Here is a 17,488-nt window from a genome sequence, read left to right as displayed (position 1 = left end):
CACGGAAGTAGAAAGTTTGATGACTTCTGTGGAGACTGGGTTGAGAGAGGTTGGTAGTGGGAAAGGATTTAATGCAGTTACCGGAGTTTTTAATGTATCAACTTTAAATATGAACTGGATAGATGCAATTCGTGGTAAGTGGACAGCTTATGCTACACAGGATAAGAAGGAGTTAGCTCTATCTGATATTGGAAAAGAAGAAATTATTAAAGATTATATGAATTCTTACAATGTGAGTAAGAAAACTGCTGGATTGATTTATCAATTGCAATCAGGAATTTTAGAACGAGCTGAAGAGGAAAACTGGGATAATGAAGATGTAATTTATGAATTCAATCGACTTGTTGCATCGTGCGCTCAGGATAATTATAATGCTAGGAGATGGAATGCCATTTGCGGCACAGTGGGATATGATGATTTAGTAGATCTATGTAAACAATACGGTTTATCCAGTAAAAATGCAAAAATCTTAGTACAACAGATAAATGAACAACATCTAGATTCTGATGCTCGAAAAGATTTAGCGCATGAAGCAGTTCAAATGGCAGCTTTTACGGAAAAAAGTTGGACTTGGTACCCGTCTATATCTAATGGAGTGCACAACACTAGTCATGTTGCTAATGAAGGATATGAGCATGAAGAAATTTCTTTTAAAGGCGATGTAGACTCTGGGCGATATAGTGATGTTGATTTCAATTCAGATTTAGATGCAATTAATACGTATGAGAGTATGAAAAATTCTAATCAACAAGATATCTTTAAAGTACAGACTCAATATAATGATGGGATTCAAAAGAATACCACTAATCGTGTAGAAGAATTTTATCAAACTTATGGCAGTGGAAATGAATCTGCAGGTAAACAACAAGTTAAGCGTATTATGGAGGCCTCTACTTTTGGTAGTAGGCATATAGATGGGGCATATTCTGATAAGGAAAAGCAGAAGCACGTAGATTATTTTTATGATTATTTAGAGCGAGGAGAAAACATGAATGTTTACTAAAAAAAAATTATGGATAGGCTTGGGGTTTATATTAGTGCTTATCATTTTCATTGCAGTATGGTCTGTTTTTAAGGTGAGCTCATTTGAATATGCATACGAAAACAAAGGGGCTTTTGAGCAATTGGATGCATTAATGAATACAAAGAAGTATGCTGACGACATTGAAGGAGTCGGTTATAAAGTGGATTCTTATTATCTAGATATGAATAAGCGAGTTATCAACTTAATCATAGATAAGCAACCAGAAATAATGGTTTCGGCACCTCATGACGAAGGAATAGATTATAGGATAGTGTCTAATGAAGGTGGAAAGGAAAAAGTAATTTCAATACGTTGCAATAAAGAAATGGAGTTAGATGTGTATTCTGCTCACGAAACAGGTAAAAGAAATATAGATATTCCAATTTCTAAGACAGAAGCTAATCGCTATCTCGAAAAAAGCGTTGAAGCTACACAAACTATGCTAGAAAGAGTCTATAATGGGATAAAATAGAACTAATAATATACAGGTGGTGAATCTAGATTTATTATTTACATTACACCCCCCTTGAAGTAAAAACACCGATCAGCAAACGATCGGTGTTCTATTTATATAATCCATCTTTTGCCCCTAGTCCGCCCCTAATAGTTTTCGAATGTAGTCAAACTTAGTCAATAGTAAAAAATGTTAAAGTTTTATGATTGTTGGTATATAAGCAATGTGCGATAATGTAGTCAAGTATAGGAAATTGAGAGGTGTAAACTATGAATATCCAAATTTTGACGGTAGGCAAGTTGAAAGAGAAATATTTGATTCAGGGTATTGCGGAGTATACTAAACGTTTGGGTCCGTATGCGAAGGTGACAATTATAGAAGTGCCAGATGAGAAAGCACCTGAAGTGTTGAGCGATGCCGAAATGGTACAAGTAAAGGATAAAGAAGGGGAACGGATTTTAGCGAAGATTGCGGATGACGTTCATGTGATTGCGCTAGCGATTGACGGAAAGCAGAAGAGTAGTGAGGAATTTGCAGAGGGCTTGGATCGATTGGCTACATATGGAAAGAGCAAGGTAGCGTTTGTGATTGGTGGTTCGCTGGGGTTGAGCGATGGAGTTTTGAAGAGAAGTGATGAGGAATTGTCGTTCGGAAAGCTGACTTTGCCGCACCAGTTAATGCGATTGGTTTTGGTGGAGCAGGTTTACCGGGCATTTCGGATTAATCGCGGGGAACCGTATCACAAATGATGCTATTTTTTTTGATGGGAATGGCTTTGTAGAGCGGTTTGTGGAAGTAGGGATTTAGATTCATTTTTTCGGGGTTAAGTGAGGCTGTATCGGGAAGTGGTGGTACGCCTCATTTTTAATTTCGTATTAAGAGAGGCTATACAGCTACGAATAGGCTTGATTTCTAGGTATACCATGCATGGTTTAATAAAATAATTTATGGAATACGAAATAAAACGGGAAGGATTGTGCCAGATGATTGAACAAATGACTTTTGCTGACCATATATTACAATTTAATAAAAAGCTTTCTCTTAAATCGCTTGCTTTACCGGATGGATTTCGCGTTATTAATCCATATGGAGGGGATCAAAAAGAGATAGTCAGAAACATAACGACTTCATTTTATCAAAAGTACTATAACGATACTAAACCTCGCCGTATGATATTGGGAAGTTCTCCTGCACGCCGAGGTTCAGCTGTAACAGGAGTTCCTTTTGAAGATGCCAAGCACCTCCAAAGCGAAACGGGAATTTTTATTGACAAGTTCTATATAAATCAATCTTCATCTGGCTTTTTATATGATGTTATTAGAGAATACGGAGGTTGTGAGAAGTTTTATACTGATTTTTACATGAATTTTGTTTGTCCTCTAGGGCTCGTCAGGATCAATTCAAAGGGTAATGAAGTTAATTGTAATTACTACGAAAGCAAAAAGTTACAAGAAATCCTGGCTCCTTTTATTATTAGTGCAATACGTAGTCAGATAGGTTTTGGAATAGATACGTCGATGTGCTATTGCATTGGAAGCGGGGAGAATTATGATTTTTTATCCAGAATAAATAAAGAACATCATTTTTTTGATACGATTATACCGTTAGAGCATCCGCGATTTATTACACAATACAACGCAAAGCACAAGGATGTGTATATGGATAAATATCTTAACGCTTTAAGCCAGGAATAATAAATAGTGTCGATGTCTTGATATAGTAATTATGCGATCGCTTTGGTAGATTTTGTTTTTGTATTTTCAGGTTAAGTGAGGCTACATCGAAAGTGACTGGTACACCTTATTTTTGGTTTCTTGCACTGTAGTTGCTTCTTTTCTTTCTAATAAAATCAATGGTATAATTAAGGATATGTATGAGAGTATGATCCAATTATTACACAGAAAATCCAACTAGAAAGGAAGGGAAGTAATGTCAAAGGAAATCCAGTTACCAAGCGGGCGTTTAGCAGAACATGCCAAAGAAATCGGCAGTAGCGCGAATGACATATCGTTCAATCTGCAACCAACAATGTCTTATTCGACGAGTTCCGCACGCCAATTGGTACAAAGTAGTATGGACGCCGCACACATGATTCAAGCTATGCCAGAAGCGTTCAACAAGGATGTGCAGAATCTGAAAAATGTCGAGCAGGCATTTGTTGCTTCCGAGAAAGTCATGGCGGATATGTGGAGTAAAGCGCTTCATTTAGACAAATAAAGCAGACATGAGGAGTGAAACGTAGGGATGAAACAACAGGAGGAAGCAGTACGAAGGAGTATCGAGAAGCAACGGGAATTAGAAGATGTGGAGCGTGAATTCAGACAGTTAAAACGCCAACAAGATGATTTGCTTTCACGAATTGGCAATGCATGGCGGGGAAACCACTCGGAGAATAGATTGGGCGCCATTGCATTAGATTTAGCGCAGGAGCAACGTATGACGCAAAAGAAACTTTACAACTTAGATGATCAACTACAAGCAGAACACAAACAAGCAAAAGCCGACGTCGAACGAGCGAAAGAGGCGAAAGTGGATGCCACGCATTGATATAGGCGAAGTACGTTATTTTGTCGAGCAGTTTTTAAGAGAGTCCCAGAAATTAAAGGACGTACTAACGAATTACCGAAAAGCAGTCGCGAAAATCATAGCGGATGGTGACATCAAAGGGGAAATTGCAGACAGCGCGAAGAACTACTACCAAACGGTGCACTATCCGATTATTGATACGACCAAGGCATGTATGACGGATGCCGAAGAAATTTTAAAGAAATATCCCACCGATTTTCATAATCAGGTTGACCCATCGATGAATGCACGAATTGATTCCGATGAACTACAAGAACTCCAAGCCGAAGTTCGAAAATGCCAAAATCGATATGAAGACTTATTAGTAAAAATGAAATCGATGGCTGGCGGTTCCTCACTAGGACAGCAAATTGGTATGCAATTGGGGATGCAAACGGCGATGGGACAATTACAACACGAAATGCAAATCATTGAACGCTATTTGGATTTTGACATGAGCCACCAAAATGTGATGCAAGACGTGTTGAGCAAGCTGTATCAAGTGAAGCAAGGCTTAGCAGAGATTCGAAGCAGTAAAGCATTCAATACCGTCAGTCATACTTTCAACACAAAAGCGCTACATATGGGCTGGCTAGATGGCATGGTAACCGAGAAAAAACCGAAGCAATATAACTTTGACGACTACACAAAAACGTTGGAGGGCAGTTATTGGGTGCTGAGTAAAAATGGCATCACCGACCAAGAAAGCGCCAAAGCAAGCATTGCCTACAACGATGCCATAAAAGATGGTACAATCAAACTAGCAGATGAAGAATCAGGCGATTTTATGACCGATTATATGCTTAATGCGGTTAAAGGTATTAATATGCTGAATCCAGACCAACCATTAACCAAGATGCAAAGTTTCTCCATCATTGCAGGAGTCATGACTGGTATGGTTACGATGAAAAGTCGTGGCATGATCTATAAGAAAAGCAATATTAATAAGGTAGAATCCGAGCTTAAAATTAAAGAATATGGCGAGCGAATTGTTATTAAGAAATCAATTAACAGTGGATTAGTGAGAAGTTACGTTAGAGATGTAGAGCAACAAACTAGTAGAAAAATTGCTAAGGTGCAAATTGATGCGTTGAAGGATGCTCTAAGAAATAATGAATATACTAAGATGTCCCCAGCAGAAACTAAAGCTCACAGAAGATCATTTAATAAAGTGAAAAATTCTTTAATCACTGAATGGGAGCTCAAAACAAAGCAGGTTTGGCCAACGTATTCAGAAGATGTTATTTCTACGAAAACGGGGGCAGCTATTCGAAATAAAGGAGAACTTTACGATGCTCATCACATCATAGAAAATAATTTTGGTGGTAATCATGAATGGTGGAATATTCATCCAGCTAAATTCCCAAATGAACATCAAGCAGGAATACATGGAGCAGGCTCCCCAGGGAATTCGCTCTTTAAAGGAGATAAATAACGATGGAATATAAATTTTTGAAAATAAATAAAAAAAATAAATTTTATCCAGTGACTATCGAATCAATTGAACAAGCACAAGCAGATCTTGGGTTCAAATTTCCGCAAGAACTTATCGATTGCTACACAAATTTAGGATATGGTTTTATCAAAGGATCTAGGCAAAATATTAACCGATTAATGGACCCGCTATCTGTGAGAGATTTCAGATTAAAACAAAATGATTTTGAATTCTTTCCAGATATAGAACTGTACGATGATTTAGAGGATGAATTGATTTTCTTCGAGGCAAATGAAACAGCTATGATATCCATTAAGTTAGTGGATAGTGAACCAAGTGAAATTTATTATGATGAGTTTAAAATTGCGGATTCTTTAGCTGAATTTCTTCAAAAAATAGTTGTTGACGATATGTATTATATGGACTTGGTAGATTGATGTTTTTTTATAATCAGCATGTCTTTTTGAGGAGAAACTGTAATGAAATATTCATTTTTACTAAACGAAGAAGAAAATAATTTTTATCTATTAAGAGATGGAATGATTGAAGAAGCTCAGGCTGACTTAACGTTTGATTTTCCCAAAGAACTACTTGAATTTTATAATGAAGTAGGATGTGGGTTTATTAAAGGTTCTAAAGGAAATATAAATCGATTAATGGACCCAATTTCCGTAAGAGATTTTCGTATGAAAGAATATGATTATGAATTTTATCCTGACATTGACTTATATGATGATTTAGAGGACGAACTCATATTTTTTGAGGTAGATGAAACAGTTTTAATGTCTATAAAAGTGACTGGTGAAGATACTAGCCCTATATTTTATAATGAAACAAAAATTGCTGATTCACTATATGAATTTCTCCAATTAATGTCTAAAGATGATAATTATTATTTGGCATTGACGAAGTAAGACTGGAGTATTAATTAACTAATAAGTGTTATGGTTAATGCGTATGGAGGAGATTTTAGATGCTTTTGGAGATATTAGAACCAATTGCAGAGGAACAAAAACCTTTAGATGAAGAACCCAAGCTACCTGCAACTGAGACTGAAATTTTGGAATTGAAAAAGTTAATTGCTCATGACTATTCTAGAGACGCCTGGTTCGCTGAATATGTAGCATTCCTTGAAATATGGAATGAAAATGAATGGGAAGATGATTATGTGTTTTTTGGAGACTCTAATATTTCTTGGTATTGCTATAGTAGAATGAAAAATGCTTTTATGGAGCTAGATAAGCCCAGTGGAGATGTCATTAATAAATTCTCATCGTTGGGTGAACTGTTAGAATCAGCTCTAAACAGTGTTTGTGAGTAGTAATAAAAAGTGATGGTATTCGACTTAAAATCAGCTACAGAATTTGAGCCATTTCGAATCAATAGCAAGGAGTGAAAAAATAATGCAATTTAAATTTGTGACCAATAATCCTGAAAACAGTTTTTATCCATTGAATCTAAAAGATATTGAACAAGTAGAAAAGGAATTAGGACTAACTTTCCCAAATGAATTAAGACAGTTCTATTTAGAAATAGGCTATGGTTTCTTTAAAGGTTCAGAGTATCAAATAAATAGATTAATGGACCCAGAGTCAGTGAGAGATTTTAGGTTGAGAGCAGATGATTATGAGTTCTATCCAGACATAGAAATTTTTGATGAGATAGAAGAAGATAAATTAGTCTTTTTTGAAGGTGATGAGAGTACAACAATTCTAATAGGTCTAGGAGAAGGAGAATCAAGTCCGATTTATTTGTTTGATACATTGATAGCCAATTCTCTTAAAGAGTTTTTGGAAAAAATAATGGAAGACGACCTGTATTATATGAAATGAATCACTATGATTTTCTAAAGGGGTAGATTTAATCAAAAAAATAAATGATGATTTATTTGGTGAAATAGAATTCGATCTGTACTGGAGTGGAAAAACTTCAATTGTAATGTTTGGAAAAAAACATGAAATCATTTTGAGTATTGATGGGGAAGAAGATGCCAATTTCTCACCAATTCAACGCGAAGCATATACAAATTTCATGACAAACATGGGTGAAATTATGAATGCTGTAGAACTAGACATTCTAGAATACTATGAAGAGAATTTTGAGGAATATAGAGATATGGCTGATGAAGCTGAGGCGGACAGAATTGCCCCTGTGATTAATACAGTTGAGGAATTAGGCAATCTAGTAATTCCCACACAATTAATTGTTAGGCGTGTTAGAAAGAACGGCGTGAGAAGAATAGGCTTAGTTTTTGATTGTACTTGGGATATAGATAATGGTGTGGGTGTTCGAATTGAAGATGAAAAAGTAGAAGAAGTGGATTATCAAGACATCGTTTTATAAACGGTTCATGGAGGGATTAAGTATTCAAGTTGTCCATGAAGATTACTATTGACATCATATCAATAGTAAAGCAGATGAGTTGATAATTATTAGCAGTAAATAGCCCTAATATACATGTTAGCCCTGAATCGAAATAAAACTAAATATAAATAAATATTATATTCAAGAGTCAATGTCTCACACAGGCATTGGCTCTATTTTTATGCAGAAAGGAGACAAGACATGTATATTTTCACTAAAGAACGCTTCCAAGAAACATTGTGGTTGGAAGGCGTGGGGACTGTTCCAGAAGAAGCGATACAAGAACGGATGCAGTTGCTACATCGTCAAGCATTGGACAAAAACTACAGCCAACATCTGCCTAAGAAAAAGCTACCAGACCTGCTCTTTGTCCGAACGTGCCAGTATGAAGCGTGGAGAATGGTTGTCATTTCAGATGGAGACACCGATAGTCCGCTCTATTCCTTGCTATTTCAACACCAGAAATTACATCGCTTCACAAATTTAGAGGAGAACTGAATGCATCACTAAATCCAAAAGGAACATAAAAAAAGAGGTGAAAACATGCAAGAAAATCTATGTTGGTTTCAACAACAAATGAAATAACGCTATCAGCTTTCTCTTTCTATAGAAGAGATTGGTTATGAAGCAGTCACGTTAGCTCTGGAAGAAACGATACCTGAGATAGCGAAAAGTTTCCAAGCATTACAAATGACCGCACACGAAATCCGTTTTCTAACCATGCAATACCTACAAGATGACATGGAATACACCGCAAGCATCAGTCAACATCCAGAAACGAATGCGCATGATCTCGTGATTTGGCAAGTGAACGGCAAGGTCAAAGCTGTTTTGCGATGGACAACGAAGGGAGAATAAGCAGATGCAGCCTAAATATAGAACCAGAGCTGTGGATGCAGAAATACCATTTGAAATTCAAGACGTTCTCTGGCAACTTTTTACGATTCTGAAACAAAGTCAAAAACCAATCGACTATCTCCACGTATTTGAACTAAGCATCGAGCCGGAAACGCAAAGGCAAACGATTCATCATCGCCAAGAGGTGCCAAAGCATAAGAAAACCGTTCATGTCACTTTGACGACGACCAAACCAATGCATCGCACCATCTGGATTATCGAAGAAGCAGACTATAGAGGAATTGAAGAAATAGGAGAAAGTATCATCTGGTATGAAAAAGGTAGCCACCCGCGTTGCCTTTTTTGCTTGCTATGCAATGTTATATGCTTAAGTCACTTTTGTTGTATAATAAAGAGGTTATTAGCTAGTTGGCGTTCCTAAATAATACTACCGTCAAACGATATATGGTAAACTAAGCGAAAGTTCGAAATTTTATCACAGGAGGATCGAAAATGAACTTTTTAAAAAGATATGGCTTCTATTTTCTATTGTTGGGCGTATTAAGTGATTTTTTGACGCCTTATGTTTTGGGTATTTTCTATCCGGGCTTGAACCAAATGACGATGGTGATGAGTGTGTTTGGTGACGTGGAAAGTCCTGTTCGCGGGGCGTTTTTAGTGTGGTCGGTGGTGTCTGGGGTATTCTTTGTTCTAGCGTTACCAGCGATATACGGAACGTTTGCTAAGACTTCGCGTACGTTGGCGATTTTGCTGGCTTCGGCGATTGGTTTATACGGAGTCGGGGATTGTATTTTCACGGGGTTGTTCAGTATTGATACGGAGCAGGCGACTTGGACGTTTTCTACTTGGGTACATAATATTGGCTCTGGACTGGGGTATACGGGCTTTTTACTGTTCCCGTTATTCTTGATTCTGCTTTACCAAAAACAAGGTCGAAAAACGCATAGGAAGACATACTTGGTGCTTTTCATCGTCAGCCTTATATCTGCGGGTGTGTACGGATTAGCGCGGATTCCGGCGGTTAATGATTTGCCGATTTTAGATCAAATTGGTTTTTGCCAGCGGATTAGTTTCTTTTTCAATTACTTACCGATAGTGATTTTTGCTATAGATCAAATAAAACTTGGAAATAAGGGGAGATAAAGATGGCAAACAGCAATAAATTGAAGGATTCATTCAAAAAAACGACGTATAAACTTTTGCAACATGGGCCGCGCAATGCTAGTGTTTTGAAAGAGGCTTTTGAAGCGGTGGATGGTGATTTGGAAAGTGATATTTACGGAGATGGCGCGGTTATTGAGAATTTTCAGGACAAAATCGCGGCGTTTTTAGGGAAGGAAACGGCTGTGTTTTTCCCAAGTGGGACGATGGCGCAGCAGGCAGCGTTGCGTATTTGGGCGGACGAGAAGGGGAACAAAAAAATCGCGTATCATCCGCTTTCTCATCTCGAAATTCATGAGCAGGATGCCTTGAGAGAGTTGCAATCGATGGAGCCATTATTGCTGGGAACGGCGGAACGGTTGTTGACGATGGACGATATTCGCAATCTTAGCGAGCCGGTTTCTTGTATTTTAATTGAGTTGCCGCAACGTGAAATTGGTGGGCAGTTGCCGTCGTTTGCTGAATTGGAGGAGATTTCGGCGTATTGTCGCAACAATGGGATTAGGCTTCACCTGGATGGCGCGCGGTTGTGGGAAGTTACGCCGTATTATCAGAAGTCGGAAAAGGAGATTTGCGCGCTTTTTGATAGCGTTTATGTTTCTTTTTATAAAGGGCTTGGCGGTATCGCGGGGGCTATTTTGGCTGGGGGCGAGGATTTCACGGCTGAGGCGAAGATTTGGAAACGGCGTTATGGTGGGGATTTGATTAGTCTGTATCCGTATATTGTGTCGGCGGATTATTATTTTGACAAACGAATTGACAAAATGGGAGAGTATTATGAGGCGGCGAAGGATTTGGCGCGTCGATTTAATGCGTGCGATGGTGTGCGTACGGTGCCGGAAGTGCCTGTTTCCAATATGTTTCATGTGTATTTTGAGAAGTCAGCCGAAGCCATTGAACCGATTTTGGCAAAAATTCATGCGGAAACGGGTGTTGGATGCTCGGGGTATTTACAAGAAAAACCGGGTGGTGCATGTGGATTTGAGCTATCAGTTGGAGACGCGGTGGCGGAAATTCCTGTTGCATTGCTGAATCAGGTTTTTGAGAAATTAGGCGAATAAGTTGATAGAGGTTTTTGAGGATGATATTGCGCCGGACGGTTTTTATTTATTGGATGAACAGGAAAGTCAAATGAAGTTGTTGGAACGTTTTTTCTAAGAGAGGAAGGAGATTTAAGATGGTAATAATAATGGTGAGTCATGGCTGGCAGGTGCATTCTGATCATCGGGTGCGCATTTATCAAGAGGAGGACGGGAATCTCGCTATTTTTCTGGACCTCAGAGAATTCGGTGATCCAGCGCCACTGCTCATCGATTTGAGCGAGCAATCAGTAAGTATCGTGTCGACACCACATTTGGTCGAAAAAATAGAGGTAAAACTGACAAAAGAAATCGTGATTACGTGGAGTGACGAGCCTTTCCAATTATCTGCGACAGAAGGCATTTACGAAGATACGGAATAATATAATGCAATAAAAAACCTTGTTATGATTTTCAGCATCACACTAAAAATCATAACAAGGAAGGTAGGCTTGATAGCAGTTTATGTTATCAGGCTTTTTTGCGTCTAGAAACTAGAGCACCTAATGCGAGCAATAGGATACCGCCAGTCCAGATGAGCGTTTGATTAATCGCATCCCCAGTACTAGGCAAACGAGTTTCTTTGCTGATACGTTTTGTTGGTGTCGTCGGTGTTGTGTTGCTCGTTGGTGTCACGATGATTGTATTTGCCGGTGGTGTCACGGGTGTAGTAGGTATAACTGGTGTCGTCGGTGTTACCGGTACTGGTGGTGTTGGCAATGGCGGTGTAGGTGGTGTCGGCGGAACAGGCAAATCTGGCACATACACATTCGTGAAATTATAGCCATCTTGGATTGTCATGTAGTTCTCTACAGTTTCCTCTTGCAACGTATAATCATAATCTTTTCCATTCGCATCCAACTTAGGCAACTGATCGAAGCTATAAGCCCAATCATCATCCGCCGTCACTACTTTCGACTGAATCATTTTTCCATTTTGATAAAGGTCAATCGTGATGCTAGCAGGGCGTTTTCCGTCTTTATCCCCATTATCATCCCACGTTTTCTGCCCAGCAACCGATGTCGCTAGTTCATTCGTTTTGTTCAGTGTAACCGTTGTTGTATCGCCATATGTCACAGTAAATGGAACAGGCGTCGTATCTAACAAATAGAGGTCTGGCGCTTTTGTTTCTACAAAAGAGTATTCGCCAGGTCTCAAAATTCCAGTACGCACCATGCCGTCATCATTAGACGTTAAATCAGAGCGAACAGTCATCCCTTGCGCATCGACAATTTTGAAAACCGCTCCTGCTAAAGGATTACCAGTTGTCGCATCTTTTTTTACCAAATAAGCACTATTTTCAACTGTCGTCGTGATACTGTTACTATAAATATCCGTACCCGCATAGTCAATGTACGATCTGTTCACAATCTCATCGCCAGCACGCGCATCCGGATTCGAATAATTCGCTAAAAATTTCACGGTCGTTTTTTGACCCACATTCAAATTTCTGAGCAAAGTATATTCCAGCGTATTTGTGTCGGCATCATACGTCGCATCTGAAATAAAGTGATTATTAAACTCTATTGTTTTATTAAACGTAATATAGTCTGGCAACGGGTCGACAATTCTTGTTCCAGCTGGCACAGTACCATCCATATTTCCAAGAGTCAATGAATAAGTCAAGCCACCATCAGCCGTCGAGATTGTCGATTTATCAACCGCTTTTGTCAATGTTGTGTAGTTGTAATCAGACGTATCAATGGTTAACGCAGCATCGGCCGATTTGATAACCGCATCATTACTCGTAAGGTCCACGGTATTGTACCGAACCCCAAACGTATCCGCGGTAATATCATCATCCACTTTCTCAGCGTACATCACGACATAACTATCATCTTCCGTTAAATCGCCTAAATCGATAGAAAAGCCGTCCGCTGAGGTTTCAATTTTCCCTGAAAACTGCTCAGTGACATAGTTCCAAGCCGTCGGGAAGCCGTCATCGCCCCATGCCGTTACCTTCGCGATTCGTATATGTTGAAGCGGCGTTGCATCCCCAGAAGCGGTAATGTATTTTCCAGGATCGGCCAATTCAGTATTTTTAGGTGTTGTATCGACTAACTTCGCGTTTTTCACATTGGCTCTACTATAGTTAACTAAAATCGCAAAAATATTAGAAGATGGATTGGTCGTGCTCATCAACGAAACACTTTCTCCATTAATGTCTTTGTGCGACTGCGTGCTTCTTTTTTCTAGTAAAGGTAGGCCAGGATTATCTGTTGCTATGTCTGAAATAGCTTGATCAGAACTCACTTTTTGATTGCCTTTATAAAGCGTGTCGTGAAATGTTACCGAATCAGGAGTGTCTGGATTCCCGCTATAAAACCGCGGTGCCTTAAATTTGACTGTAAATGTTTGCCCTGTTGCGCTCTGCTGATCAATTTTTGTGTGGTCATAATGAACCGTTAATAAATAGTCTCCGTTAGCATCAGTTTCTAGAGCGTTATCTTCTAACAGGAAAGGGTTTCCAATTACTAGCTTGTCTAAAATATCTTTTTTGTCTGCTACGACTGAGCTAGGAATAGATACAGTAACGTAGCCATCTTTATTTAGTTTTCCAGCAGAGGATGCTAATGTGACGGTTAGTTCTACTTGTTGTCGTGAATTAATAGTATCCGGACCACTTATGGTTATCCCCGGATCATCCCCTTGTTTTGCCTGTGCGCTAGGTGTTAATATCAGTGACTGGCTCAATACAACTAGAACAGCCATGAGAAAGTATACGGTTTTCTTCCAAGTTTGCTTCATTCATTCCGCCTCCATTTTTATGTGTAATTACCAGATAATTTTACTAATAAATTAATAATTGTCGAGCGTTATTTAATCACTTTATCCGAATAATATGGCGATTTTGTGAATACTCATTATTTCAAAAGCATATTTCCATGAAATCCAGCCAATAAGGAATGGTCCCGTGATAAAGCAAAATAAAACCAAGTAAATCCATAAACCTACTATTAAAAGGGAAAATATTTTCTGCAAGTATTATGGTGAGTCTCGGATAAAATAAAAGTTCACCGTAAAACAATTTATATAAAATAGTCACAATTAGTATATCAAACCGTGTAAAACACGCGTGACGATTATTTTTTCTATGCTAATATGTATAGAGTAGTCAAAGACAGGCAAGACCAGTCAGCGCTACAGTGCTTATTCTAAATACAGCTAGTATAAGCAAATTATATAAAATGTTCACAATTTGTAAATGAAATTGTGTAAAACACACGCATCCCAGATTTTTTAAATGTTAATATGTATGAAGTAGACAGCGATTTGCGTTAACTAGGACATGATCAGCACTAGATTTAAGAAGAAAGATATAATGGATAATAAATCCTGAATATTTTTTGTATTCCGATAAAATCTAGCGACGTGCGCGAACATAACTATATGAGCTATCCTGTCTCCTTTAAAACACTAAAAATTTAGAATAATACTCTATTGAAAGGTGGTATGTGTATGTGAAAAGACACAAACTGCAAATCAAGGAACAACATTTGAGATAAGCTATTTAAAAGTATGAACATACTTCATGTGAATAAAAGCATACTTGATGATTATCTCTAACGAAAGAAGTTACAGGGGGTTTCGATTCCATAGCGAAGAGAAACGTTCACAAAAAAATAGAATTAAGAGGAGAGTTTCAAAAATGACAAAAAGAAACGTATTAAAGAAAACAGGGGTTGCGCTACTAACAACAGCAGTAGTAAGTAGCCAATTAATCGCGACCGTACCATACAACGTGTTCGCGGCAGAAAATGTACAAGCAACACAAACACAAGTAGGAATTTCATCTAAGAATCTTATCCAGAATCCAGAATTTAACAATTCCACAAGCTGGATTGGATGGCATTTGCAAGACAAAATATTTGTTAAATCTAACGAAGACATATCTTTTAATGGCGATGGGTCTCTTACGTTAGGTTCTACTATCCAACAAACTATCACGACTATTCCAGGACACCAATATCAATTAAGTTTTGCCTACGCTAGACCTGGAGCTCAGTCTCAGTCGGCTGTTCTATCTACGGATGTATTTGATGGTGGGATATTGAATCCAAAAAATGACGATACCAATCGTATGAAGTTTGGAGATCTACTTAATGTAGGAACTCTCCATACTTCGGAAGCAAGCTATACGGGGAATTTTACAGCTGTATCCAATGAATCTACATTGCAATTCCGAGGATACCCTGCAACGGATTCAGACCCTACTACTGTGATTTCTGATGTTAAAATCATTGATTTAGATGCAGAGGATACAGCTCCGGTAATCAGCGGAGCGGCCAACAAAACGATTCCATCCGGCACAGCGTTTGACGTAAAAGCAGGCGTAACAGCAACCGATAAAGAAGATGGTAACCTAACAAGCGCGATTACAGTAAGTGGTACCGTGAACAGCAACGTACCAGGCAAATACCCAATCACGTATTCGGTTAAAGATAGCGGTGGCAATACAACAACGAAAACAATCACGGTTACAGTTTCTCCATCTGCGAAAGATATTACGATTAATAAAATCACAACAAAAGATACTATTGTAACAGGAACAGGGGTTCCAGGCGAAAAAGTAATGGTATTTGGCGCAGATACAGGAGCTGACTTTGGTGCAACACCAGCCATTGTAGATGCTAATGGTCAATGGAGCTTCAAAATGTCAAGAGCACAACCAGAAAATCGTCCAGTGGGTGTCCGTTTCGTGGATTATCCAGATGTGACAGCACAAACAACGGTTGTAAGTGATACTAACCCAGTCATCAGTGGTGCGGCGGACAAATCGATCAAAGCTGGCACAGCATTCGATGCAAAAGCAGGCGTAACAGCAACCGATAAAGAAGATGGAAGCCTAACAAGCGCAATCACAGTAAGTGGCACAGTAAACAGCAACGTACCAGGCACGTACCCAATCACTTACACAGTAAAAGATAGCGATGGCAATACAACAACAAAATCCATCACCATCACAGTAACAAGCAATGACAAACCAGTGATCAGCGGTGCCGCAAACAAAACAATCGATCAAGGCACAGCATTCAACGCGAAAACAGGCGTAACAGCAACGGATAAAGAAGATGGTAACTTGACAAGCGCGATCACAGTAAGTGGTTCCGTTAATTCTAACGTACCAGGCACGTACCCATTGACTTACTCTGTCAAAGATAGCGATGGCAACACAACAACAAAATCCATCACAATCACAGTGAAAGCAGCCGCAACACAAGGCACAGTAACAACAAACGATTTCACTATCAACAAAGATAGCTATATCACAGGAACATACACAGGTGATGTTAGCAAAATGAGCGTTATCGTAAATGGTAAAAAACTAACAACGATTAACACATCTGGTTCTCCATTCAAATACTATGCAGGTAGAAACATCACAGGCGTGAACGATGTCGTAGAAGTAGTTGTTTACGATGCAACAGGTAAAGAACTAGACCGTTCAACCGTTACTGTGAAAAAAGAAATCAACACACAAGGAACAATCACAGCGAACCCATTTGTCATCGGTAAAGATGGTTATGTCAAAGGTAACTTGACTGGCGACGTAGCGAAAATCAGCATGATCGTGAACGGTAAAGAATTCAGCCGTATCGACAAAGCAGCTGGTGCGTACCAATACTATGCTGGTGGTAAAATTCTAACAGAAAACGACGATGTAACGATGGTAGCTTATGATGCACAAGGAAAAGAATTGAATCGTGTGAACGTAGCCGTATCGAAAAATGATGCACCAGAAGTAGGAACAATTACAGCTAACACTTTCACAATCGGTAAAGATGGTTATGTGACAGGAACATTCACTGGTAAAGCAGCACGTCTAGGCCTTATCATCAATGGAACTGCCCTATCACGTATTGATGTCGCTTCTAGCCCATTCAAATACTATGTAGGTAGCAAAATCGCATCTACCAACGATGCGGTAACAGCCGTTATCTATGACGCAAAAGGACGCGAAATGGATCGCGTAAACGTGAAAGTAGAGAAAGCAGCACCAGTAACATCAGGAACAATCGCAGCGAATGCCTTCCAAGTAGGTGGCACAGATTCTTACATCCACGGAACAACAACAGGTGACGTCGTGAAAGTGAAAATGATGGTTAACGGAACAACAATTTCCCAACGCGCAGTCAATGCCGACGGTTCATACGATTACTATGCACGTCCAAGTATCACATCCGTGAACGACGATGTATACATGGTTGGATTTGACGCAACAGGAAAAGAACTAAGCCGCGTGAAAGTAGCATTAACAGCAGCAAAAGGAACAGTAGCAACATCTCCATTCACAGTAGGTGGAGCAGACAAATACCTTCACGGAACAGCAACAGGAGACGTAGTAAAAGTACAAGTATTCATCAATGGCACACTAGATTCTCTAGCAGTTGTTAAAGCTGACGGTACTTTCCAATACTACTTGAACAACAAAGTAACATCTACGAATGACAAACTAGAAGTCGTTGGTCTTTCAAACAACGGTCAAGAGTTAGATCGTCAAGCCGTAACATTAAACTAAAAATTAGATAAAGCAGTATGGGTATATT

Annotated in this window: 19 protein-coding genes and 1 pseudogene; 19 read left to right on the top strand and 1 reads right to left on the bottom strand. The window is 39.0% G+C overall.

Annotation, left to right across the window (positions count from 1 at the left end):
- The 18 genes and pseudogenes from HCJ66_RS09260 to HCJ66_RS09175 form a co-directional block, all read left to right on the top strand.
- A pseudogene (locus HCJ66_RS09260) lies at positions 1–1,003 on the top strand (hypothetical protein); the annotation flags it as partial.
- On the top strand, positions 993–1,496 hold the full coding sequence (locus HCJ66_RS09255) for a hypothetical protein (protein WP_187132877.1): 504 nt from the start codon (positions 993–995) through the stop codon (positions 1,494–1,496). The pseudogene HCJ66_RS09260 and the gene HCJ66_RS09255, both read left to right, overlap by 11 nt.
- Positions 1,497–1,747: 251 nt before the next feature.
- Positions 1,748–2,227, top strand: a complete 480-nt coding sequence (rlmH, locus tag HCJ66_RS09250) for a 23S rRNA (pseudouridine(1915)-N(3))-methyltransferase RlmH (RefSeq protein WP_187132876.1) — start codon at positions 1,748–1,750, stop codon at positions 2,225–2,227.
- Positions 2,228–2,461: 234 nt separating this feature from the next.
- On the top strand, positions 2,462–3,172 hold the full coding sequence (locus HCJ66_RS09245; protein WP_187132875.1) for an SMUG2 DNA glycosylase family protein: 711 nt from the start codon (positions 2,462–2,464) through the stop codon (positions 3,170–3,172).
- Positions 3,173–3,407: 235 nt separating this feature from the next.
- Positions 3,408–3,695, top strand: coding sequence for a TIGR04197 family type VII secretion effector (locus HCJ66_RS09240; RefSeq protein ID WP_187132874.1), 288 nt, complete (start codon positions 3,408–3,410; stop codon positions 3,693–3,695).
- Between the two features lie 27 nt (positions 3,696–3,722).
- Entirely contained in the window at positions 3,723–4,025 is a 303-nt protein-coding gene (locus tag HCJ66_RS09235) for a hypothetical protein (RefSeq protein WP_187132873.1), read from the top strand.
- The gene (locus HCJ66_RS16345) at positions 4,012–5,478 is read left to right on the top strand and encodes a T7SS effector LXG polymorphic toxin (protein WP_187132872.1); all 1,467 of its coding nucleotides are present in this window, start codon (positions 4,012–4,014) and stop codon (positions 5,476–5,478) included. Before HCJ66_RS09235 ends, HCJ66_RS16345 begins: the two co-directional genes overlap by 14 nt.
- A gap of 2 nt (positions 5,479–5,480) precedes the next feature.
- Entirely contained in the window at positions 5,481–5,915 is a 435-nt protein-coding gene (locus tag HCJ66_RS09225; protein WP_187132871.1) for an SMI1/KNR4 family protein, read from the top strand.
- Positions 5,916–5,957: 42 nt separating this feature from the next.
- Positions 5,958–6,392 (top strand): SMI1/KNR4 family protein, encoded by a 435-nt coding sequence (locus HCJ66_RS09220; protein ID WP_187132870.1) that lies wholly within the window; start codon positions 5,958–5,960, stop codon positions 6,390–6,392.
- A 59-nt stretch (positions 6,393–6,451) separates the two neighbouring features.
- A complete protein-coding gene (locus tag HCJ66_RS09215) occupies positions 6,452–6,799 on the top strand; it encodes a YrhA family protein (protein WP_187132869.1) in 348 nt (115 codons plus the stop codon).
- An 82-nt stretch (positions 6,800–6,881) separates the two neighbouring features.
- Positions 6,882–7,310 carry an SMI1/KNR4 family protein gene (locus HCJ66_RS09210; protein ID WP_187132868.1) on the top strand — a complete coding sequence of 143 codons (429 nt, stop codon included), beginning with the start codon at positions 6,882–6,884 and terminating at the stop codon, positions 7,308–7,310.
- 31 nt (positions 7,311–7,341) lie between these two features.
- Complete coding sequence (locus HCJ66_RS09205; protein WP_187132884.1) at positions 7,342–7,821, top strand: DUF6985 domain-containing protein; 480 nt, start codon at positions 7,342–7,344, stop codon at positions 7,819–7,821.
- Positions 7,822–8,043: 222 nt separating this feature from the next.
- On the top strand, positions 8,044–8,340 hold the full coding sequence (locus HCJ66_RS09200; protein WP_187132867.1) for a hypothetical protein: 297 nt from the start codon (positions 8,044–8,046) through the stop codon (positions 8,338–8,340).
- Positions 8,341–8,532: 192 nt separating this feature from the next.
- Positions 8,533–8,700 (top strand): hypothetical protein, encoded by a 168-nt coding sequence (locus HCJ66_RS09195; protein WP_187132866.1) that lies wholly within the window; start codon positions 8,533–8,535, stop codon positions 8,698–8,700.
- Positions 8,701–8,704: 4 nt separating this feature from the next.
- The gene (locus tag HCJ66_RS09190; RefSeq protein WP_187132865.1) at positions 8,705–9,121 is read left to right on the top strand and encodes a DUF960 family protein; all 417 of its coding nucleotides are present in this window, start codon (positions 8,705–8,707) and stop codon (positions 9,119–9,121) included.
- Between the two features lie 71 nt (positions 9,122–9,192).
- A complete protein-coding gene (locus HCJ66_RS09185; RefSeq protein WP_187132864.1) occupies positions 9,193–9,843 on the top strand; it encodes a DUF998 domain-containing protein in 651 nt (216 codons plus the stop codon).
- Positions 9,844–9,845: 2 nt separating this feature from the next.
- On the top strand, positions 9,846–10,922 hold the full coding sequence (locus HCJ66_RS09180; RefSeq protein WP_187132863.1) for a threonine aldolase family protein: 1,077 nt from the start codon (positions 9,846–9,848) through the stop codon (positions 10,920–10,922).
- Positions 10,923–11,038: 116 nt separating this feature from the next.
- Positions 11,039–11,323, top strand: coding sequence for a hypothetical protein (locus HCJ66_RS09175; RefSeq protein ID WP_187132862.1), 285 nt, complete (start codon positions 11,039–11,041; stop codon positions 11,321–11,323).
- Positions 11,324–11,411: 88 nt separating this feature from the next.
- Here HCJ66_RS09175 and HCJ66_RS09170 read toward each other — a convergent pair whose 3' ends face one another.
- Positions 11,412–13,688: a Cna B-type domain-containing protein gene (locus HCJ66_RS09170; RefSeq protein ID WP_187132861.1), complete on the bottom strand. Its 2,277-nt coding sequence runs from the start codon at positions 13,686–13,688 to the stop codon at positions 11,412–11,414.
- A 901-nt stretch (positions 13,689–14,589) separates the two neighbouring features.
- Between HCJ66_RS09170 and HCJ66_RS09165 the strand changes: the two genes are divergently transcribed.
- Entirely contained in the window at positions 14,590–17,460 is a 2,871-nt protein-coding gene (locus HCJ66_RS09165) for an immunoglobulin-like domain-containing protein (protein ID WP_187132860.1), read from the top strand.
- The last annotated feature ends 28 nt before the right edge of the window (positions 17,461–17,488 follow it).

The organism is Paenilisteria portnoyi, from assembly GCF_014322795.1.
In the GTDB taxonomy this organism is placed as follows: domain Bacteria; phylum Bacillota; class Bacilli; order Lactobacillales; family Listeriaceae; genus Listeria_A; species Listeria_A portnoyi.
This window is presented reverse-complemented; position numbering and strand designations above follow the sequence as displayed.